The organism is Methylocystis parvus OBBP (genome assembly GCF_027571405.1).
In the GTDB taxonomy this organism is placed as follows: Bacteria; Pseudomonadota; Alphaproteobacteria; order Rhizobiales; family Beijerinckiaceae; genus Methylocystis; species Methylocystis parva.
Window position 1 is genome coordinate 3,196,112 of the sequence record NZ_CP092968.1, and the last position, 18,751, is coordinate 3,214,862.

Consider the following 18,751-nt stretch of genomic DNA (forward strand, 5'->3'; position numbering starts at 1 on the left):
GCAATCGTCTATTGCAAGGCGTATCAGGACACTAAGGGTCATCGAGGTGATCGATGTGGTCCTCAAGCCCAACGGCGATAGATACTCTTTGCGCCAAGCCGGCAAGTTCATTCGGACTTAGAGAACCAACGCGCACGGGAAAGCAACAGGAGGCGTCAATGGCAGAAGCTGCGAGCAAGAAGCCGAACATCGTCCTCATCTTGTCGGATGATTTCGGATACGGAGACGCGGGCGTTTATGGCGGCGGCGAGAACCGCGGCATGCCGACCCCGAACCTTGACCGGATGGCGGCCGAGGGCATGCAGTTTCTTTCCTTCTACGGACAGCCAAGCTGCACCCCCGGTCGCGCGGCGATGCTGACCGGTCGCATCCCGAACCGCAGCGGCATGACGACGGTCGCGTTCCAGGGACAGGGCGGCGGCCTGCCGGCGGCGGAGTGGACGCTCGCGTCAGTTCTCAAGACGGCCGGTTACAACACGTTCTATTCGGGCAAGTGGCACTTGGGCGAGTCCGATTACGCGCTGCCTATCGCGCATGGCTACGATGAAATGCGATATGTCGGCCTTTATCACCTCAACGCATATACCTACGCTGATGAGACCTGGTTCCCGGATATGGACGCGGATTTGCGGACGATGTTCGAGCAGGTGACCCAGGGCGCTTTGTCGGGCAAGGCGGGAGAAAAGGCCAAGGAGGATTTCAAGGTCAACGGACAATATGTCAACACGCCGGAAAAGGGCGTCGTTGGCATTCCGTTCTACGACGAATATGTCGAGAAGGCTTCGCTTGAATATCTCGACAGGAATGGAAAGTCGGGGCAACCGTTCTTCTTGACCGTCTCCTTCATGAAAGTGCATCAACCGAACCTGCCGCACCCGGACTTCAAGGGTAAGTCGCTGTCGAAGAGCAAATTTGCGGATTCGATCGTCGAGGCAGACACCCGGATCGGCCGCATCATGGACAAGCTTCGTTCGCTCGGCTTGGACAAGAATACCTATGTGTTCTGGACGACGGACAACGGCGCCTGGCAGGACGTCTATCCGGACGCCGGATATACGCCCTATCGCGGCACCAAGGGGACATGTCGTGAGGGCGGCAATCGCGTTCCTTCGATCGCTTGGGGGCCTGGGATCAAGGCGGGGTCAAGAAACTCTGACATCGTCGGCGGCCTGGATTACATGGCGACTTTCGCGTCACTCGCAGGCGCGAAGCTGCCGGAAAAGGATCGTGAAGGTCAGCCCATCATCTTCGACAGCTACGACATGTCGCCGCTGCTGTTCGGCGAAGGAAAGTGGGAGCGCAAGAGCTGGTTCTACTTCACCGAGAATGAGCTGACGCCCGGCGCTGCGCGAGTCGGCAACTACAAGGCCGTCTTCAACCTGCGAGGCGACGATGGCGCACGCACGGGTGGTCTCTCGGTCGACTCCAATCTTGGCTGGAAAGGACCGAACTCTTACGTCGCGACCGTTCCTCAGGTTTTCGATCTCTGGCAGGACCCCCAGGAGCGCTATGACATCTTCATGAACAATTACACCGAGCACACCTGGACGCTGGTCACGATCAACGCCGCGATCAAGGAGCTGATGCAGACTTATTTGAAGCACCCGCCCCGCAAGCTTCAAAGCGAAGGTTACTCCGGCCCGATCACCATCACGCAATTCCAGCGGTTCGATTATTTGCGCGAACAGCTTGCCAAGGAAGGCTTCCAGATCGGCCTGCCGGTAGGCAACTAGCGGTTCACCGCTAGATCACGCTGCGTCTAGGCGGACTCGCCTAAACGCAGACAAGGTGATCGATTCTTAGAGATTAGAGCGCGTTCTACGCTAAAATGGGTTCCCGCTTTCTCGCAACGCGCTCTAGCATCGGCGATCTGCCGCTATCGAAGAAGCATGGCCGGCCCGGCGCGGCCATGCCGCGCGGGGGCCGCACGAGCCGTAATTCGTGACTCTAAAACTCGGCCGCGACGGAGCGAAGCGGTGGCTCATATTTCGACTGGAGCAAAGTCGCCTTCCAAAACGCCGGCGAACGCCGGAATGGTTCTCATTCCTGGCGGAACTTTCCGCATGGGATCGGACAAGCATTATCCGGAAGAGGCGCCGTCGCACTGTGTGACGGTCGATAGCTTCTGGATCGATGCAACGCCGGTTACAAACCGTCAATTCAAGGAATTTGTGAAGGCGACCGGGCACGTCACCTTCGCCGAGATTCCACCCGACCCAAAAGATTATCCCGGCGCGCTGCCGCATATGCTCTATGCCGGGTCGCTGACGTTTTGGCCTCCCACGCATCCGGTGAATCTCGGCGATTGGAGCCAATGGTGGCAGTTTCTGAAGGGTGCGGAATGGCGTCATCCATATGGACCGAAAAGTAATATCAGCGGACTCGACAATCACCCGGTCGTGCACGTGGCCTATTCCGACGCGCTGGCCTATGCGCACTGGGTCGGCAAAGAACTGCCAAGCGAGGCGGAATGGGAATTTGCCGCACGCGGCGGCCTTGATGGAGCGGAATACGCCTGGGGCGATGAACTCACGCCAGGCGGCCAGCATATGGCCAACACCTGGCAGGGAAATTTTCCAAGCGAGAATCTGAATTCAGACGGATTCTCCCGCACGTCGCCAGTGAAGGTCTTTCCGCCAAATGGCTATGGCGTCTATGATATGATCGGCAATGTCTGGGAGTGGACGTCCGACTGGTATGCGCCGAAGCACGAAGCCGACGCCGGGAAAGCGTGCTGCATTCCGAAAAACCCGCGCGGCCCGCGCGAACAGGACAGCTACGATCCTTGCCAGCCTGAAATACGCATTCCCCGCAAGGTTCTGAAGGGCGGTTCGCATCTGTGCGCACCAAACTATTGCCGCCGTTATCGACCGGCGGCGCGCCATGCCGAACCGATTGACACGTCGACGAGCCATGTCGGCTTTCGATGCGTGGTCAGGCAGGGCGCGTCATCATGACCGCCGGCACGCCCTCGACGAAAGCGCGGCTCGTTGCCTGGGTTGCGGTTATAGCCCTATGCGTTTTCATCGTGCTCGGCGTGATGTGGTACGGGTTGTCTACCGAGGTACAGAGGCGCATCTGGCGGGACATTGTCGAGCGTCCCAGCGGCCCGATAATGTTTCGATTCATTTTGTAGCCGCTGATGGCGTCTATCGCCGCGCTTCATGATGGCGTCAAAGACGCCAAGCTTGATCGCGAGCCCTATTTCTGGACGGTGCTGAACGATTCCGAGCGACGATCGAGTCGGCTGAGAGAAAGCGTCTTGTCCACCGCGCGTATCATCCTGCTCGGGCTCGGGATGGACGTCATCTACCAGTACAAGGTGCTGGGCGCCTTCTATCCGGGAGAAGGCGCGCTGGTCGCGCTCCTCTTGGCCTTTATCCCGTATCTTCTCCTGCGCGGACCGATCGCGCGCGTTGCGCGGCGCTGGATCACGAGAAACCTGTCATCGACGACGCATGGATAGGATTATGGAACCCACCACTCGCCAATCCAACCCCGATCAGATTTCCGTCGAGCTGTCGTCGCGCCGCACTGGAATGTCATTTCAGCGCACGCGCATGAGCGCAGATCGCACATTGATGTCCGTCATCCGCACGTCGCTGTCGCTCATCGGATTCGGGTTCACCATCTTTCAGTTCTTCCAGAAACTTCGTGATCAAAACGTCGTCATGCATGCGGGCGCGGCGCGCAATTTCGGCATCGCGCTGGTCGGGCTCGGCATCGTCATGCTCATCGGCGGCATCATCTATCATATCCAGTTCATGTTGCATCTGCGGCATCAGCGCGATGCGATGATTGCTGATGGCCTCGTTCACGGAGAGAGTCAGTTTCCCGTTTCCCTCACGCTCCTCACCGCAATCATATTGCTTCTGATTGGCGTCACGGCGATCGTCAGCATGATCTTCAATATCGGTCCCTTCGGATAGATCGAAAGAGTGAGGACTTCCTATGCTGAAGGAGTGGCTTGTCGCCGCCACGCAGCAGGCGGTGGTGGTGATCAATCTGATGGTCCTTGTCATCATTCTGATCGGGACGGTCGAGGCCTTCATTCGGGGCGGCTGGGTGTTAATATCATCTCAGGCCGGCCATGAGCGGCGCGATGTCTGGCTGCGCTATGCTCGCTGGCTGGTGGCCGGCCTCACATTTCAACTCGCTGCAGACATCATCGAGACCTCGATCACTCCATCATGGGAGGAAATCGTGAAAGTCGGCGCAATAGCTTTGATCCGAACCTTCCTTAATTTCTTCTTGGAGCGAGACCTCGCTGAAATGCGGGAGCGGCAGAATGAAATGCGAAAATCCAAATGTGTCGACGCCCCGCCATAGCTGCTCTGTCGATGGGATGTCCGATCCCGGCGATGGCGGGTTGGCGTCGCTGGCGTAATAGAGGCAAAAACGCTGTTCGCCATTCAGCGGGCTGTTTTAAGCTGGAGCGCCAATGGCGATATCAGCCACACTCAGCGGGCGGAGGCGCGTTCTCGCGCCGTTTATGGCGCCAATTACCGTTCCCGCAGGCCGGCCGCGATGAATACGTTTCTAAGCTGAGCCGGATTGATTCCCATTCCGCTGAATGTCAGCGACGTCGCCACAGAACCTGGGGGAATCCCATAGGACTACCGACAGCTCAATTTCCCTCCACCGGTCAGGCGACCGACGTTTGCGCGGTCCGCCTGGGCGTCTCGCCTTTTTCGACCGCTGGGAAGGCCAGCTTGAGTATCGCGCCCCCGCCAGGCGTCTCCTCGACCCAGATGCGGCCGTGGAGTTTCATCATCAGCTCCCGGGCGCGATGGCAAGGCCGAGCCCCGTCCCTGGCGCCGCCTCGCTCTTTCGCCAGAATGGCTCGAAAATCATGTCGCGATGGGTCAGTTCCACGCCTTCCCCGTAATCGACGACTTCGACCTCGCCATTCGCCAAAACGCGGACGATCACCACTCCTCCAGCAGGTTCAGCGCGCGCGGCGTTTTCGATAAGGTTGGTCACGACGCTCTCCACAGCCCACTCATAGCCTCTTATGACGACGCGGCTCGGCGGCGCTTCGAACGCGATACGGCGGCCATGAGCAAGTGCAATCGGCGTATAGTCGGTCGCCACGGCAAGAACCGTCTCCCCGAGATCGAGTTCCGGGACGGTCGGGGCTAAGCTCTTCTCCTCGACTTGCGCCAGGACCAATCCCCTCGCCTTTGGATTGGGATCGCCCACGATATGAAATGTTGAGTTGCGCTCCAGGCGTCCAGGCCGCGGGCGCTTGCGACAAAGCGAAGACGGCTATGGAGGGTTGCCCTGGGGGAAATCCGGGGCGTAGTCTGGGCTGGGTGTCTCGCTGATTTTCGTCCTCGGATTCGAAGCGGCTACGCGCCGCTTTTTACCAGGGATCGCGCATTGGCTCGGGTTTGTCCCGCGCGCGGCGGCGACGTGAGCGAACGACGGGCGGGCGACAACGCTCGGCATAAACGAGCGCTGAGGCGCGCCGTCGCTTAAACTCGACAAGGCCAACAAGTTGCATCGCATCCCGGCGGCGGACCCAAGATTTGGATTGCGTTTCTTGAGGCTGCAGCCATTTGTCGACGCTGCTCGGCATTGCGGCCAGTTTACCGTAACGAACGCCGCACCTACCGATTATTTTGTCACACAATGCTCTCGACGCCTTAGAGTCCGTTTGAGAATTGATTTCAGTGCGCGATCCTGCGCAAGAGGAGTCCACCGAGAGCGACGTGGATCATGGCCTTGGAGACGTCGATGCGCTTTTCGTAATCGCGCACGAGGCGTCGCCAGCGGGTCATCCAGCCAAAGGTTCGCTCAACCACCCAGCATCGCGGCAGGACTTTGAAGCCTGGATCGGCGTCGATGCGCTTCACGATCTCGACGACGAAGTCCTTGAACGCCGCCTTATCCATGAGTTTCCTTCGATCATAGGCGCCGTCGGCGAATAGATGTTTGATCCACGGCCAGCGCTTACGAATGGCGTCGAGAACCTGCTGCGCGCCCGCGGAGTCGGAAATATCCGCCGTCGTCAGATTGACCATGAGCAGCCGTCCGTCCGTGTCCACGGCGATGTGGCGTTTGCGCCCGTTGATCTTCTTGCCGGCGTCGTAGCCTCGGGTTTTCGCGGCGGGCGCTTTCACCGACTGACTATCGATGACGCCTGCCGAAGGGCTCGCCGCGCGGCCCGCGCGCTCGCGGTCGATCATCAGAGCCACGTCATGGATCGTCTCGAAAAGAAAGCGGCGCATGAAGCGACGAAACCACCAGTAAACGGTCTGCCAAGGCGGAAAGTCCTTCGGCAGCATGCGCCAGCCGCAGCCGGCGCGAGCGATGTAGCGGATGGCGTTCAAAACCTCGCGCAACTCCACAGAGGGCTTTCGTCCTCGCCGCGCTGGCGACGGAAGAAACGCCTCGACGCGCGTCCACTCCTCGTCGGTCAAATCTGTCGGATACCGCTTGGTTTGCTTTTCAATGGCGGCCATCTTGGCGCGATTCGCTCGGGTCCACATCCCGTGCTTGAATCACGCCAGCGACAAGCCTTCAACCATTCTCAAACGGACTCTAAGAGTGGGAGAACGGGAGCGGGTCTCCTGCGATTTAGCGCGGTGCGTGTGATTGAATTGTTCTTATCTTCAAAGGCAGCCGTCGCCTCATACGCGGATGAAATCATATGCGGAGGGGCCGTCGGGCAGGGAGGATACAAAATGGTAACGTATAAGACCCTAGGACTCGCGATCGGCGCGGTGTCGCTTATTGGCTTTGGTTTCCCAGCACAGGCAGCAGCCTGTGGCTGCGTCGCGCAAGGTTGTCGAGATCTCCAAGTCGGACGGTTTCGTTGTTCAAGCTGCGCAGGACGAACGTAAAGAGCGCCAGGAGGGTCGTCAGGGTACCCGATCCGACCGACAGAGTGGTCGTCAAGGGAATCGATCGGAACGTCAGGAAAATCGACATTAATTTGCGAACGGGCGTTGGGGCGTCGGTGTCATGAGACGCTCTCGTGATTGTGAGTCCACAGTAAGAAGCCCGGGCACGTCAGACCGGGCTTCGTTGCGATCGGCCTCTGCCGTGACAGAATCGGGTTGCTCATATTGACCAGATTGGCAAAAGTTTAGTCGCCAAAAAGTAGCTCAAAGTGATTCGAGAAGGTTTGCCGCTCAGGCCAGTGAGTTTGACGTGCGCCGTAATGTTGACGCGCGCCCGCATAGCGAGCAGCGCGTGGCGGGGAACCCGCAATCGCGATACTGGCGCCTTTCTCTCGAACTAGTTTATAGAGCAGCGCGGCTTTTCCGGGAGCCAGCCGCACACAGCCATGCGACGCCGGGCTTCCCAATGCGCTCGTGGCGTAAGACCCATGAATTGCGTAGCCGCCGCGGAAAAAGATTGAATGTGGCATCGGCGACATGTCGTACTTTCGTGAGTAATGCATTCGCTGCATACTCCGCGCTGAGTAATTCCCTCGGGGAGTCACATATCCTGTGCGCGCGGTTGAAACCGGCCATGCATAATCACCGCGGGCGGATTGCACGTGCATCGTCTGAGTTGAAAGGTCGATGTGGATGTGGACGCGGGCGTCGGCAACCTCTGTAAGTCCAAGAGTTGCGACGAGAAAAGCTGGAAAAGCCCCCAAAGCAACGCATGCTTGCTTCCCGTTATCAGGAGCCGTCTCGAATTGAGAATATTCGAACTTTGCGCCGAAAAAGCCACCACTGATCACAAGCGACAGCTTGGCGAGATCAGCTGGGATGATGGGCCGTCGACCATGCTAACTCACCAAGGCGACGGTTGAGACCGAGCCGTATTAAGCGCACGATCGAATACTGTAGAGTATGTTTGGGCGTCGTGGGGAAAGACGGTAGCGCTCCTCCGCTACTACCGATCCCCTGTCCGGACCGAGGGCATAGGTGACAACCTCGGGCCGAACGGGTTGTCGAGGGGTTGCAAAGTCTTCTGCTCCAGATCGATGAAGCCGAGATCGTAGCTCATGAAGCTGAGGAGCCAAATGCCGTCGTCGACCTCTTGATTCCCAGGTGCTGACCGGCGAGCACGGTCGAGATGTTGACGCGCTTTCGATACATGCAGACGCGCCCGCAGGCGGTGACCAGCACGTCACAGTCGTGCAAGGGATAGGCGAGTTCCGGCAATTTCCCGTCATAGGGCTCGGCGGAAGGGCGATAGACATTGGCGGGGCGTTTCATGGCGAGCGCCTCATGCGGCCTTTCCTCGTTGAACTCCTTGATAAACTCGTCGAAGCGGGCTTGTTGCTGCAAGCTGTTCGCCCCCGGCGGTCGCGTCGCCTCCTTCTTCAAGGTCAGATGCATGCGCTCATGGCGGCCGTTCTGCTGGGGATGACCGGGTTTGATGCGCTCGATCTCGACGCCGAGCCGCAGCCACCAGACGGAGAGCTTGGAGAGGCCGAAGAGGCCGAAGAGGCCGTTGGGGCTGGCGAAGGGAACGCCATTGTCGGAGCGGATGGCGCAGGGGAGGCCGCGCTCGCGAAACAGCCGGTCGAAGGCGGTGATCGCCGGGTCTTCCCTGGTCGACTCCAGCGCTTCGCACAGCAGCAGAAAGCGCGAGGCGTGATCCGTGACGGTGAGCGGATAGCAGTAGCGTCCGGAGCCGAGCTTGAACTCGCCCTTGAAGTCCACGCACCAGAGATCGTTCGGAGCAAGTCCGGGCGAGAGCTTCGCGCCCTGTGCGCGCGGGCGGCGGCGTCCGAGCGCCTTGACGAGGCCGTGCCGGCATAGGACCGCATGGATCGTGCTGTTGGCGGGGGCGCGGAAATCGCCGTCGAGCTTGCGCAACAGCAACGCGCGGATCTTGCGCGCCCCCCAATGGGGCTTTTCGCGCTTGCAGCGCAGAATGAGGCTTTCGATCTGCTCAGGCAGCTGGTTGGCGTAACGCACCGGCCGCCGCGAGCGGTCGGAGAGCGCCTCGAAGCCGTTCTCCTTGTAGCGATCGAAGATCTTGTAACCCGTCTTGCGCGAGATGCCGAACTCCCGGCACACATCGCTCATCGCCTCGCCGTCGAGCAGGCGCGCGCGACGAACCGAAGACGCCTCCCGCCAGGCTGGCCTGATGGGAGGCGTCACCCATGTGTCCGGAACAAACTGTCACCCATGTCTCAGGTCAATCAACTAAAATTAGTATGTTATGTGGAACCTCCGACGGCGCTGGCAAAGTCTCGGGAAACCCGGCCGTATCTTTTTGAAGAAGTCTCCGCGTGCGGTTGAGGGCGTCTTTTCTGGGAAAATTCCGCGTCCGTCTGAAGTCGGCATAGGCCAAGTGCAGTTGCCAAGTTTTGGCGGGAATAGCCAGATTCTCTCCTGCGCGACGGCGTACCGGTGATGACTTTGGCGCGTGCTTTCACCTAACTGACCCTCCGCACGTCCGGGCGGAGGGTCGACATCATTTCAGAGCTCACGCCGCTCATTGCTTGTTGGATTGCGCATCACCACCCCTGTCGGTAAGGATGCGTCGGCCATCAGTTCATCGTCAGATTTTCTGATCGTATGCTTGGTGGCTCACGACTGGAAATTTCGACGGCGGACTGCCGAATACGTCAAACTTCTACTGCCGCCCCGGCAAAGCCCGGGGGAACTCCTTTACGGGTTAGTCACCGAACTGCTCGAATGCGAAGATGGACTTCATAGGGGTGTCGTGGCCGATCGTCTGTCGATGTTCGACTTCGGGCCAGCCTCATTCGTCACCTGCGGCGCCTGACCGTCCACGATGGCGAATAATCCGCCCTGGCGACAGCGCGCGGGATCGGCAAGAATTGACCCTGAGCGGAAAATCGTGCGAACGGGGCCATGGCGGTCGCCGCAAACGAAACAAGCTGAATGAACGCAACGGGGACGTCCTTGACGCGGATAGCACTCCTGCACCTGTCCCCGGAGCCGGGCGCCCTGGCGCAAAATCGGCGACTTGTCGACGCGGCGATACGAGCTGCGGCGGATGCGGGCGCCGAATGGATCCTGACGCCGGAACTTGCGACCACCGGATATGAATTCGTCGAACGCATTGGGTCCGACTGGATCGAAACCCAGCCGGATCCATGGGTTCAAGGCGTAGCCGAATTCGCGCGGCGGCGCCGTGTGACCGTCTTTCTTTCCGTCCCCGAGCGGGTCGAGGAGAGGCGCTACAATACGCTGCTCGCGATCGATCGGGTGGGACAGATCGCCGGGCGTCACCGGAAGATCAACGCGCTGCGCGTCGGCTCGGAAGCCTGGTCCACCCCGGGCCAGGAAATCAACGCCGTTCCGATTGACGGCTTTGGCCTGGTGGGCATGCTGATCTGCGCGGACGCCTACACGCCGAGCATCGCCGAAACCCTGGCGCGCCAGGGCGCGCGCGCATTGGTGTCGTCCGCGGCCTGGAGGCCGGGCCTGCATGGTCCGAACGGCGAATGGGAAGCGGTCACCGAGGCGACCTCCCTGCCGATTTTCGTTTGCAACCGCACCGGCCAGGAAAGGCGGATCGACTTCACCGCCGCGCAGAGCGTCGTCGCAAGCGCGGGCAAACGCCTGGTCAGTTTCGCTGCTCCTCGCAACGCCATTTTTCTGATCGACTGGAGCTTCGAAGAGAACCGGCTTGTCCGCCACTCTACGATAGCTCCCTTTCCTTAAGTCGCGAGGTTGCGACGAAAGCGGATCGACGCCGGATAACGCGCCGGTTCCCGTTATGATGCAAAAATGCAACGCTCAAGCATCCCCTCGAGCCGCCGAGGCCAATCCGCTTGACTCACGCCAATTGATCCGGCCTTTATAGGCGCGATGGTTCCCTTCGGGGATCAAAAGGGAACTCGGTGCGCGCATTCGCGCCATGCCGAGGCTGCCCCCGCAACTGTAAGCGGTGAGCCTTAGAGCCAAAAAGCCACTGGGGAAATGTCCCTGGGAAGGCGGCTCGAGGCGACGACCCGCGAGCCAGGAGACCTGCCATCATTCGTGGTCACGCGCGAGAGCGTCGGGCGGGGTGCACCGAGGCGGTCAAAACTGTCGTAACGCCATAGGCGTGAAGGACAGCCGAGACCTTTCGCAGTGACGGCCCACGTTGCTGCGAGTCCTGAACTCATGAATTCCCATATCCCGTCAGCCAAGAGGGGCGAACTGCGCCTCGCTCTGCGTTCCTGCGCGTCCATTCTGCCCTGCGTCCTCTCCGCGGCGCTTTCAACGCCGACTTTCGGCCAGCAAACGCTTCCGACCATCGACGTAACGACGCCAAAGCCGAGGATCGGAAGAGCCGCCGGACGACCGGCCGCGCCTTCCGCCAGCCAAACGGCGCCGACCGACGGCGGCGTGGGAGTCGTGGGGAATAACGGCACGGAAATCGGCCCCGGAAACAACGGGCAAATTTGCGCCAACGGAATCTGCAACGACCCGACGTCTTACGCCGCGCCGATCGGATCGCTCGGCGCGAAGGTCAATACGCCGGTCATGGATACGCCGGTCACGACCAAGATGGTCACGCGCCAGATGCTCGAGGACCAGCAGGCCATCACGCTCGATCAGGCGTTGAAGAATGTCAGCGGCGTCGCCTTCGCGGGCGGCGGCGACGCCGCGCTGGGGAACGCCTTCACGCAGATCATGCTGCGCGGCTTTCCGACGCAAAACTATTTCCGCGACGGCTTCAGGGTCGACAGCTTCGGCCTCAACTTCGCGGGATCCAGCGCCGTCGAAATGGCCAATGTCGAGAGCATCGAGGTTCTCAAGGGGCCGGCCGCCATTCTCTATGGCGCCGTGGAGCCCGGCGGCATCGTCAACCTCAACACGAAGCAGCCGCTGGACAAGCCGGCTTTTTCCATACAGCAGCAGGTCGGCAGCTACGCCGCTTTCCGCACGACGCTCGACTCCACCGGGCCGGTGACTCCAGACAAGGACGTGCTCTACCGCTTCGTCATGTCTTATGAGAATGACGGATCGTTCCGGGCATTGGGCTATAATCGCAACATCATGATCAACCCCGTGGTGAGATGGAACATTGATTCCAACACCTGGGTCCGGGCGTCCGCTCAATTCCAGCAGAATAATTTCAATCAGGACATGTACTGGACGCCGTATTTCGGCATGTATACGCCTCTTTGGCTCGGGCGCAGTTTCAACTGGGGACCGAAATCTCCCTACAACCAGCAACAGAATTTTACCGAGTTCACTTGGCATCACGATTTCAACAAGGACTGGTCGATTCAGCAGACTGCTTTCATGCAGTTGTTGCGGAACGATTGGGCGAACAATGGCGGATTCGGCTTTATCTCAGATTGCCTGACGCCCGGAAGCACATCCTGCTTCTCATTCCCTTCGTCCAACAACGTCACTCTGAACTGGGGCGCGTTTCCGTCGGACAACAGGCAGGCGGAATATGCGACGACCGTCAATCTCGTCGGTCATTTCAACACCAGTGAGCAGCTCAATCACACGCTGCTCTCCGGCGTGGATTATTACCGCTACAATTTCCGAGGCCAGAATCAACTCCCGCTGAATTACAGTTCTTCCGTGATCTTCGGCGCGCCGCAGCCTTCGACGCCGGTTTCGGGTCTTGTACCGTACAGCGCGACGGAGCAATACGCCGACAATCTGGGCGTCTATCTGCAAGACCAGATCAAGCTGCCATATGGCGTCACCGTGCTCGGCGGCGCGCGTTATCAATATATCAACAGCAGAACCGGAGCCACGGACAACGCTGCCTTCTGCGGCCCCTATTCGGATAACGCGTTTGCGGGGCTTTTGATTCCCTGCAACTTCGATACGATCACAAAGCGAGGGCAATCCATCAGTCAGCGCGTGACGCCGCGCGTCGGGCTTCTGTGGCGACCGCTCGACTGGGTGAGCTTCTATGGGAATTACGCGGAGTCCTACAGCCCGAACTATAACGGCAAACTGGTGTCGGGCACGAATGATCCGACGCCCCCGAGCGCCGGCGCGCAAATGGAAGGAGGCGTCAAGTTTTCCTGGTTCGATGGGAGAATTCAGGCGACCGCGGCCTACTACCATCTGGTGAAGACGAACATTCCGATCGGAATCCCCAACGACTTCACCCATGTGATGCTCATCGGCGAAGGCCGTTCGCAGGGTCCGGAACTCGACAGCCAGGGCGAGATCATCCCCGGTTGGAACGTGAACCTCGCCTACGCCAACACCGACGCAATCACCACCAAATCAAATCCATTTTATCTGGGGGTCCCCGCGGTTGGCGCGCCGATCCCCTTCGTTCCGCGCAACGTCGGCTCGCTGTCGTCGAGTTACGAGTTCAGGAATGGCGAGCTTAAAGGCCTGAGACTGGGCGCGCGATATGACTACACCGGATATCTTCCCTTCTATCATTACGCCAATGATGGAACCTATATCTATGGCCAGTCGACGCCGGGCTATGGCCTTGTCGGCATCTTTGGCGCCTACGAATTCAACGTCGACAAATTCAAGGTGACCGCGCAGCTCAATGTGAGCAATCTCTTTGACAAGACCTACTTCACCACCGGCGGATTGGGTCCGCAGGCCTTCGACGCCTCCCATCCCGGCGGCTACGCGGTGCCCTATACCAATCCGATGCAGGTGGGGTGGAACCTGCCCGGGTACAATTATAACGTGGTCGGCGCCCCGCGAATTCTTCGCGGATCGATCAAGGTGTCGTTCTGAGCCGGCTGGTCGGCGTCACGAAATGGCGGGAGCGTTTGAAGCGCTCCCGCTTCGTTGCAGATCGTTTTGTAAGATAGAGAGCGCATCGCCATGACAGTCATCGCCAACATAGCTCCCGCCCGCGTCCTCGAACCCGACGGAACGCCGCTCGATGTTTTTTCACTGCCGACGGATACGGCGAGCCTCGAAGAATTGTTGCGCGATCTCTTCCAGAACCATTGGCAGGAGATCACCTTCGGCCCATTGATTCAGGGCGCGGCGTGGGAAATGAAAGCCGACAAACCGCCGACGCGGATCGGCATGCTCGACGGCTATATCACCGTCGCTTTCGGCGTTCCCCATTTCCATATCTGCATCGGCGAAACGAGAGGCACGCGCGTGCAACCGACGCCGCCGGAGGTGGCGCGTCACCGGCGCACGTCGCGGGCGGAGATGTATCGCCGCATGTCGCGGTCCTGTTTGCCGATGTCATGGGGTCTGCGGCTGTTCAACGGGGAGAATGAGCAGCAAATCACCGTGCTGCTCCCGAACCCGTTTCTCGATCCGGAAACCGACCGGATTCGTAAAGATCCCGACTGGTCCCGTCTTGCCTTGTGGGACAAGCTGCGGGCGCGATGGCTCGGCCTGACAGACCCTGATCCGATCGACCGCTCCGCGAGCTTTGCGCGCGGCTCTACCCAATAATCACGCTTCTTGCGAGGCGCCTCGCCATTTTCGGCTGTAACAACCCAAGGAGAATGCAAATGACGCAACTTGCTATCGCCGCCTCCCGCCAGCCGACGCTGACCGGGATTTTTGCTCTGGGCGCCGCGAGCGTCCTCTTCACGCTCGGCTTCGCCTGCGCCGTTCCTCTCGCCGCCTTCGCGACGATCGCCGCCATGTCCTTCAGCCGTCGCGACGCGCTTGCCGCGACCGGCGCCGTGTGGCTCATCAACCAAATATGGGGATTTGGCGTTCTGCATTATCCAACGGATGGCGAGACTTTCGCCTGGGGCGCAGCGCTCGGGATCGTCGCGCTTCTGTCTTGCGAGGCCGCGGGACTCGCGAGGAGACAGTTTTCGGGCGTTACCGGCGCCTGCGCCGCATTTGCCGCGGCTTTTGTCGCTTATCAGGGTTTGCTTGTCGTGATCGATCTCGCCATCGGCCTGCCTTGCGAGGCTTTCGCGCCGGCAATCGTCACGAGGATCTTCCTTATCAACGCCTGCGCCTTTGGGGGCCTGTGGGCGTTGAAGACGGTCGTCGCGAACGCCGTGAAGCAATCGGCGTCGTTCGCGCCTCGCCACGTCTAAGAGCGGCTGACGGAGCGGCGGCTGAAGACCGCCGCTTCGTTTCGCCGGTCGCCGCATGACGCGCTTACCTTTCCAACTCGAACTGCGTCCGCCCTTTCTCATCGTCCGTTTCGACGCCGAACAACGGATATTGGGATGGTCGCTGACCAAGCCCGGATTCGCCATGGCGCGAGACGTCGTATGGCTCGAAGTCCGCGACGCGGACCTCGGACCGCATGTCGACCCTGTCGATTTCATGCGCGCGAAGCTGTCGGCGCAGGGGCTCGATGATGCGGCGGCCTTCATGACCGCTCGCGAGATCGCCCGTCATCACGTCGCACAGTCGCGAATTGGCCGCGCCGTCGTCACCTGCGTGACCACCGTCGGCCTGACCAATGGCGAGAGAGTGGGGGAGCGGCGCCAGTCACATGACTGCGTGGCGGGAACGATCAACACGCTCGTTCATATTTCCCATGCGCTCTCCCCCGGCGCCTTCGTCGAGTCCGTCTCCATCGCGACGCAAGCGCGCACGGCGGCCATCATGGACACGAACAAGCTGCGCGACACACTTGCCATCACCGGCACGGGCACGGATTGCATCATCGTGGCGGCCCCCGAAGTCGGACCTCCCGAGACCTGCGCGGGTCTCCACACCGAACTTGGAGAGGCTATCGGCGCCGCCGTCTATGACGCGACATATGCCGGCGCCGCGGCGTGGAGCGCGGAACTCAAGCAAAAAAGAGCCACTGTGAAACGTGAACTGCCGAGCAGCTCGCATTGAGCGCATCAGAGCGGATTCGCGGCGGAAATTCATGATCTCGATCTGCCGGTCACTGAGGTCGAAAATGGCGATAGATCGATAGAATTTGCAATTCGACCGCTGCATGTGCAGGTGAATGCGCGCTCACGAACCGACAAGCCAACGAAATGCGCGACGCAAAAAAGTTCGGCCATCGCTATTGATCGGCTCTCCATGCGCCATCAACACCTTCTCGACCGGCCACGAAAGAATGTGTTCGAGGGAACGGCGAGCGGCTCGGCGGTTGATCGTAGCGATGCGGAACTTTCGCGGGACTGATGGCTCGGCGGCCGCCATGAGATCCAATCGCGCTACGATCGCCCGCCAACCCGAGAACCAGCCGGGATGAAAATGTTGGATCAGATCGGTGAAGAGCGCGACGCGGCTCTTACGATGAAAGAATACGACTTCGGTCGTAATGAGATTTCCGAACATCGCGACCTGATCGATTTCGTCGGCCCATTCCGAGGCCGGGCCAACTGCGAGATCAGCGTCGAATCGGAGATCGCGGCGCTTCTCGCGCAATCCGGGCGGAGCATATAATTTCGCGTCGTCATAGGCGCATCGCCAATCGTCGAGAAACAGATGGTGCAGAGAGTTCGGCGCAACCAGGTGCCGGACCTTGCCAAGGGCGTCGACCTTCGTTCGAAGGTCGTCAGAAAGCGCGATCGGCGACCAAATGAAGAGATTGCCGTCGGACAATCGGATGATCGCCATCCGCGTCGGGTAATCAAATCCGGCGACCTCCACCGGAGGTCCGTCCGAAATCCAAATTTCGTCGCCGAAAGGCTTCAGCATGGTCGATCCCATCGCATCATCTCCCGAAAGACCGCGCTATTTCCGAACGGTCTCGACTCGAAACATCGGTTCGTAAGATGGCTCGGTCGTCGTGCGTCCGAGCGGCATGATGCTCTCCCATTACGCGTTTCGTGAGCGGGTTTTTATTGGGGCGCTTTTTTTCCTTGGACCGAAGCCTTCGATCATCAGTTGGATGAGACGGGGAATGGCGTCTTCTCTCAGCGGTCCTCCCGCCAGAGCGAAAAGCATTGTTTGCGCATATGCTCCGAGCAGAAGGAGCGCCATGGTGTTCGGATCGACATCTGTACGGACAGCTTTCTGATGCTGACCAAGTCGCATCAGATCGACGACAAGGGCGTGGAAGCTCGGTCTGTCAGCGGGTGGAACGCCAGTGGGCTTTTCGGGTCCGGCCAACGCCAGCCGCGCCAATGACGGGTTTGCCAGACACCATCGCGCGCTGCTTCCAAAAACCTCGGCCAGCAGGGAAATCACGCTTTCCCCGGCTTCGATACGCGGATGGTAGATCGCAACGCCCTGCGCTTCGACGCGAATGACGAGCTGATGCGCGATCTCCTCTTTCGAGGAAAAGAGGTTGTAAAGCGTCTTGCGGGTCAACCCTGCTCTTTGCGCAATTTCCTCCATCGACACATTCGGAATTCCAGTCTCTCTGAAAGCGGCGTCCGCCGCGTCCAAGATGAGCTTACGCGACCGTTCTGTGCGCTTCGGCGTTTGCATATAATACACATTAGTATATTTTTACACATATGTAAATAGTGTTCTCAGCGCGCGATTCAAATTGGGCGCGTCGCCACGACTTGTGGGCTCATTGACCTATCAGTTTAGAAAGACCCGAGCGGCTCGGTTGTGTGACGCGTCGCATCAAGGGGAACAACCGCTTCCAAGAAATTTCGCGTCAATCGAAAAGCCGGAACGTTTGCCGCCCGAGCTTATCTTGGATTGGGCGCGGTACCATGACTTGAAGTCGCCTGTGAAAAGGAGGCTCTCGACAACGCGTCTGTCGCCGGCGCCGCATTCGATCGTCACGATCGTCTGATCCCCCGCGCGCGTAACCGACGGTTCGGCGCAGTCCGCCGCCTGAGGTCCGATGATGCTGTCTCTTTCGGAGATGCAGACATCGTTGGATCGCATGCCGATCTCCGGAGAAAGCGTCGTGATGCGCCACAGGCCAGGGGTTCTTTTTGGCAGCGCTGACGGAGAAGTCTCCGCTAATGCCGATCCTCGCGCCAATGTCGCCGCGAAGAACGCAATTGCCGCCGCCAGCAGGCGAGTCGAGGAATGTCGGCTTTTCATGATCCTGCCCAAACGTTGCGCGTCATTTTCGAATTGCCGCCATAGCGATCTCGCCGCAGCAATGTAAAGGCGGTTTCCGATTTTTCCCTTCGCCGGGTGAAACTCTCCCATTGTGCAGGGCGCGCTTGCGGCTGATGATAAACGCCCTTCTCAGGCCGCCATCATCGAGAGGTCGGATGTCGTCTCGGCTCGGATTATCCGCCGCTCTTTGCTGCGTGATCCCTTTCGTGATCGGCCCGTGCCTCTCTTCCGAGCTGACGCGCGCCGAGATCGAGCGCCGCGTCGCGCAAAAGCAAGGCGGCGCGGCTGATCTCTCAAATCTCGATCTTTCCGGCGCCGATCTCTCCGGTCTCGATCTGCACGACGCAGATTTCTTTTCCTCGAAACTCGCCGGAGCCAGGTTGAAGGGCGCGCGCCTGGCGTCGGCCAATTTCACGCGCAGCGACCTCCAGAACGCGGATTTCTCCCAAGCGGATCTTCGCGGCGCGACGCTCTATGCGGCGCTGCTCGACGGCGCCGACTTCACGGGCGCCGATATGACGCATGCGCGCATCATTGGCGGCGGACGCGGCGTGAAATTCGTCAAGGCGAAGCTGGTCGACGCCAATCTTGGCGCCGACCCCGCCAACCAGGGAATGGTTCCCGTCCGGGCGGAGCTCGTCGAGGCGGATTTCGACGGCGCCGACCTCACGCGCGCCAATCTCACTCATGCGGTGCTGACCTCCGCGAACTTCACCGGCGCTGTCGTCACCGGCGCGCGTTTCGATTACGCCGTGCTCGACGGCTCCAATCTGACGTTGACGCCGCCTTGATTGCCACTCCTTCCCGAAGAAAGCAGGAAACTATGAAGCAGACGCCGCGTCGGCGCTCGATTAGGAATGCGGACGGCGACTTCGCCACGGGTTATCCGGTTCGACATGATCTATCGAGTTTTTGCCCTTGCGGCCATTTGCATGGGGGCG

At 59.9% G+C, this 18,751-nt stretch carries 18 protein-coding genes, 1 pseudogene and 1 riboswitch; of the genes and pseudogenes, 11 read left to right on the plus strand and 8 right to left on the minus strand.

Going from position 1 to position 18,751, the window contains the following annotated elements; all coding sequences use genetic code 11:
* The first annotated feature begins 158 nt into the window (after window positions 1–158).
* The 5 genes from MMG94_RS15550 to MMG94_RS15570 all read left to right on the plus strand — a co-directional run bounded on the left by MMG94_RS15550 (window position 159) and on the right by MMG94_RS15570 (window position 4,329).
* Window positions 159–1,733 (plus strand): arylsulfatase, encoded by a 1,575-nt coding sequence (locus MMG94_RS15550; RefSeq protein WP_016919692.1) that lies wholly within the window; start codon window positions 159–161, stop codon window positions 1,731–1,733.
* Between the two features lie 300 nt (window positions 1,734–2,033).
* Complete coding sequence (locus MMG94_RS15555; RefSeq protein WP_016919693.1) at window positions 2,034–2,957, plus strand: formylglycine-generating enzyme family protein; 924 nt, start codon at window positions 2,034–2,036, stop codon at window positions 2,955–2,957.
* A gap of 185 nt (window positions 2,958–3,142) precedes the next feature.
* The gene (locus MMG94_RS15560; protein WP_016919695.1) at window positions 3,143–3,466 is read left to right on the plus strand and encodes a hypothetical protein; all 324 of its coding nucleotides are present in this window, start codon (window positions 3,143–3,145) and stop codon (window positions 3,464–3,466) included.
* Between the two features lie 4 nt (window positions 3,467–3,470).
* Window positions 3,471–3,929, plus strand: a complete 459-nt coding sequence (locus tag MMG94_RS15565; protein WP_244415307.1) for a YidH family protein — start codon at window positions 3,471–3,473, stop codon at window positions 3,927–3,929.
* A gap of 22 nt (window positions 3,930–3,951) precedes the next feature.
* Complete coding sequence (locus MMG94_RS15570) at window positions 3,952–4,329, plus strand: DUF1622 domain-containing protein (protein WP_016919697.1); 378 nt, start codon at window positions 3,952–3,954, stop codon at window positions 4,327–4,329.
* Window positions 4,330–4,645: 316 nt separating this feature from the next.
* On the opposite strand, the gene MMG94_RS15575 is transcribed toward MMG94_RS15570, so the two are convergent.
* From MMG94_RS15575 to MMG94_RS15595, 5 genes and pseudogenes are all read right to left on the minus strand, one after another.
* Entirely contained in the window at window positions 4,646–4,774 is a 129-nt protein-coding gene (locus tag MMG94_RS15575) for a hypothetical protein (RefSeq protein WP_016919698.1), read from the minus strand.
* A complete protein-coding gene (locus MMG94_RS15580; RefSeq protein WP_016919699.1) occupies window positions 4,774–5,172 on the minus strand; it encodes a sensor histidine kinase in 399 nt (132 codons plus the stop codon). The genes MMG94_RS15575 and MMG94_RS15580 overlap by 1 nt, the downstream gene beginning before the upstream one ends.
* 500 nt (window positions 5,173–5,672) lie before the next feature.
* Window positions 5,673–6,494 (minus strand): IS5 family transposase, encoded by an 822-nt coding sequence (locus MMG94_RS15585; protein WP_154419675.1) that lies wholly within the window; start codon window positions 6,492–6,494, stop codon window positions 5,673–5,675.
* Between the two features lie 599 nt (window positions 6,495–7,093).
* Window positions 7,094–7,516: a L,D-transpeptidase gene (locus MMG94_RS15590; protein WP_085985258.1), complete on the minus strand. Its 423-nt coding sequence runs from the start codon at window positions 7,514–7,516 to the stop codon at window positions 7,094–7,096.
* A 338-nt stretch (window positions 7,517–7,854) separates the two neighbouring features.
* Window positions 7,855–8,999 (minus strand): annotated as a pseudogene (locus MMG94_RS15595) (integrase core domain-containing protein).
* Window positions 9,000–9,845: 846 nt separating this feature from the next.
* Here MMG94_RS15595 and MMG94_RS15600 point away from each other — a divergent pair.
* The 5 genes from MMG94_RS15600 to MMG94_RS15620 all read left to right on the plus strand — a co-directional run bounded on the left by MMG94_RS15600 (window position 9,846) and on the right by MMG94_RS15620 (window position 15,662).
* Window positions 9,846–10,610: a carbon-nitrogen hydrolase family protein gene (locus MMG94_RS15600; RefSeq protein WP_202948266.1), complete on the plus strand. Its 765-nt coding sequence runs from the start codon at window positions 9,846–9,848 to the stop codon at window positions 10,608–10,610.
* 131 nt (window positions 10,611–10,741) lie between these two features.
* Window positions 10,742–10,938: riboswitch (cobalamin riboswitch) on the plus strand.
* A gap of 116 nt (window positions 10,939–11,054) precedes the next feature.
* Window positions 11,055–13,613 carry a TonB-dependent siderophore receptor gene (locus MMG94_RS15605; RefSeq protein WP_154419674.1) on the plus strand — a complete coding sequence of 853 codons (2,559 nt, stop codon included), beginning with the start codon at window positions 11,055–11,057 and terminating at the stop codon, window positions 13,611–13,613.
* A gap of 90 nt (window positions 13,614–13,703) precedes the next feature.
* On the plus strand, window positions 13,704–14,297 hold the full coding sequence (locus MMG94_RS15610; protein ID WP_016921187.1) for a DUF7676 family protein: 594 nt from the start codon (window positions 13,704–13,706) through the stop codon (window positions 14,295–14,297).
* A gap of 59 nt (window positions 14,298–14,356) precedes the next feature.
* Window positions 14,357–14,902: a hypothetical protein gene (locus tag MMG94_RS15615; protein WP_154419673.1), complete on the plus strand. Its 546-nt coding sequence runs from the start codon at window positions 14,357–14,359 to the stop codon at window positions 14,900–14,902.
* A gap of 55 nt (window positions 14,903–14,957) precedes the next feature.
* Window positions 14,958–15,662: an adenosylcobinamide amidohydrolase gene (locus tag MMG94_RS15620; RefSeq protein WP_016921189.1), complete on the plus strand. Its 705-nt coding sequence runs from the start codon at window positions 14,958–14,960 to the stop codon at window positions 15,660–15,662.
* A gap of 123 nt (window positions 15,663–15,785) precedes the next feature.
* On the opposite strand, the gene MMG94_RS15625 is transcribed toward MMG94_RS15620, so the two are convergent.
* The 3 genes from MMG94_RS15625 to MMG94_RS15635 form a co-directional block, all read right to left on the minus strand.
* Window positions 15,786–16,478 carry a DUF4336 domain-containing protein gene (locus tag MMG94_RS15625; RefSeq protein ID WP_040579440.1) on the minus strand — a complete coding sequence of 231 codons (693 nt, stop codon included), beginning with the start codon at window positions 16,476–16,478 and terminating at the stop codon, window positions 15,786–15,788.
* A gap of 120 nt (window positions 16,479–16,598) precedes the next feature.
* On the minus strand, window positions 16,599–17,213 hold the full coding sequence (locus MMG94_RS15630; RefSeq protein WP_081495706.1) for a TetR/AcrR family transcriptional regulator: 615 nt from the start codon (window positions 17,211–17,213) through the stop codon (window positions 16,599–16,601).
* A gap of 144 nt (window positions 17,214–17,357) precedes the next feature.
* Window positions 17,358–17,627, minus strand: a complete 270-nt coding sequence (locus MMG94_RS15635) for a hypothetical protein (protein ID WP_244415451.1) — start codon at window positions 17,625–17,627, stop codon at window positions 17,358–17,360.
* A gap of 338 nt (window positions 17,628–17,965) precedes the next feature.
* On the opposite strand from MMG94_RS15635, the gene MMG94_RS15640 reads away from it, so the two are divergent.
* Window positions 17,966–18,601 (plus strand): pentapeptide repeat-containing protein, encoded by a 636-nt coding sequence (locus tag MMG94_RS15640; protein WP_026016436.1) that lies wholly within the window; start codon window positions 17,966–17,968, stop codon window positions 18,599–18,601.
* The last annotated feature ends 150 nt before the right edge of the window (window positions 18,602–18,751 follow it).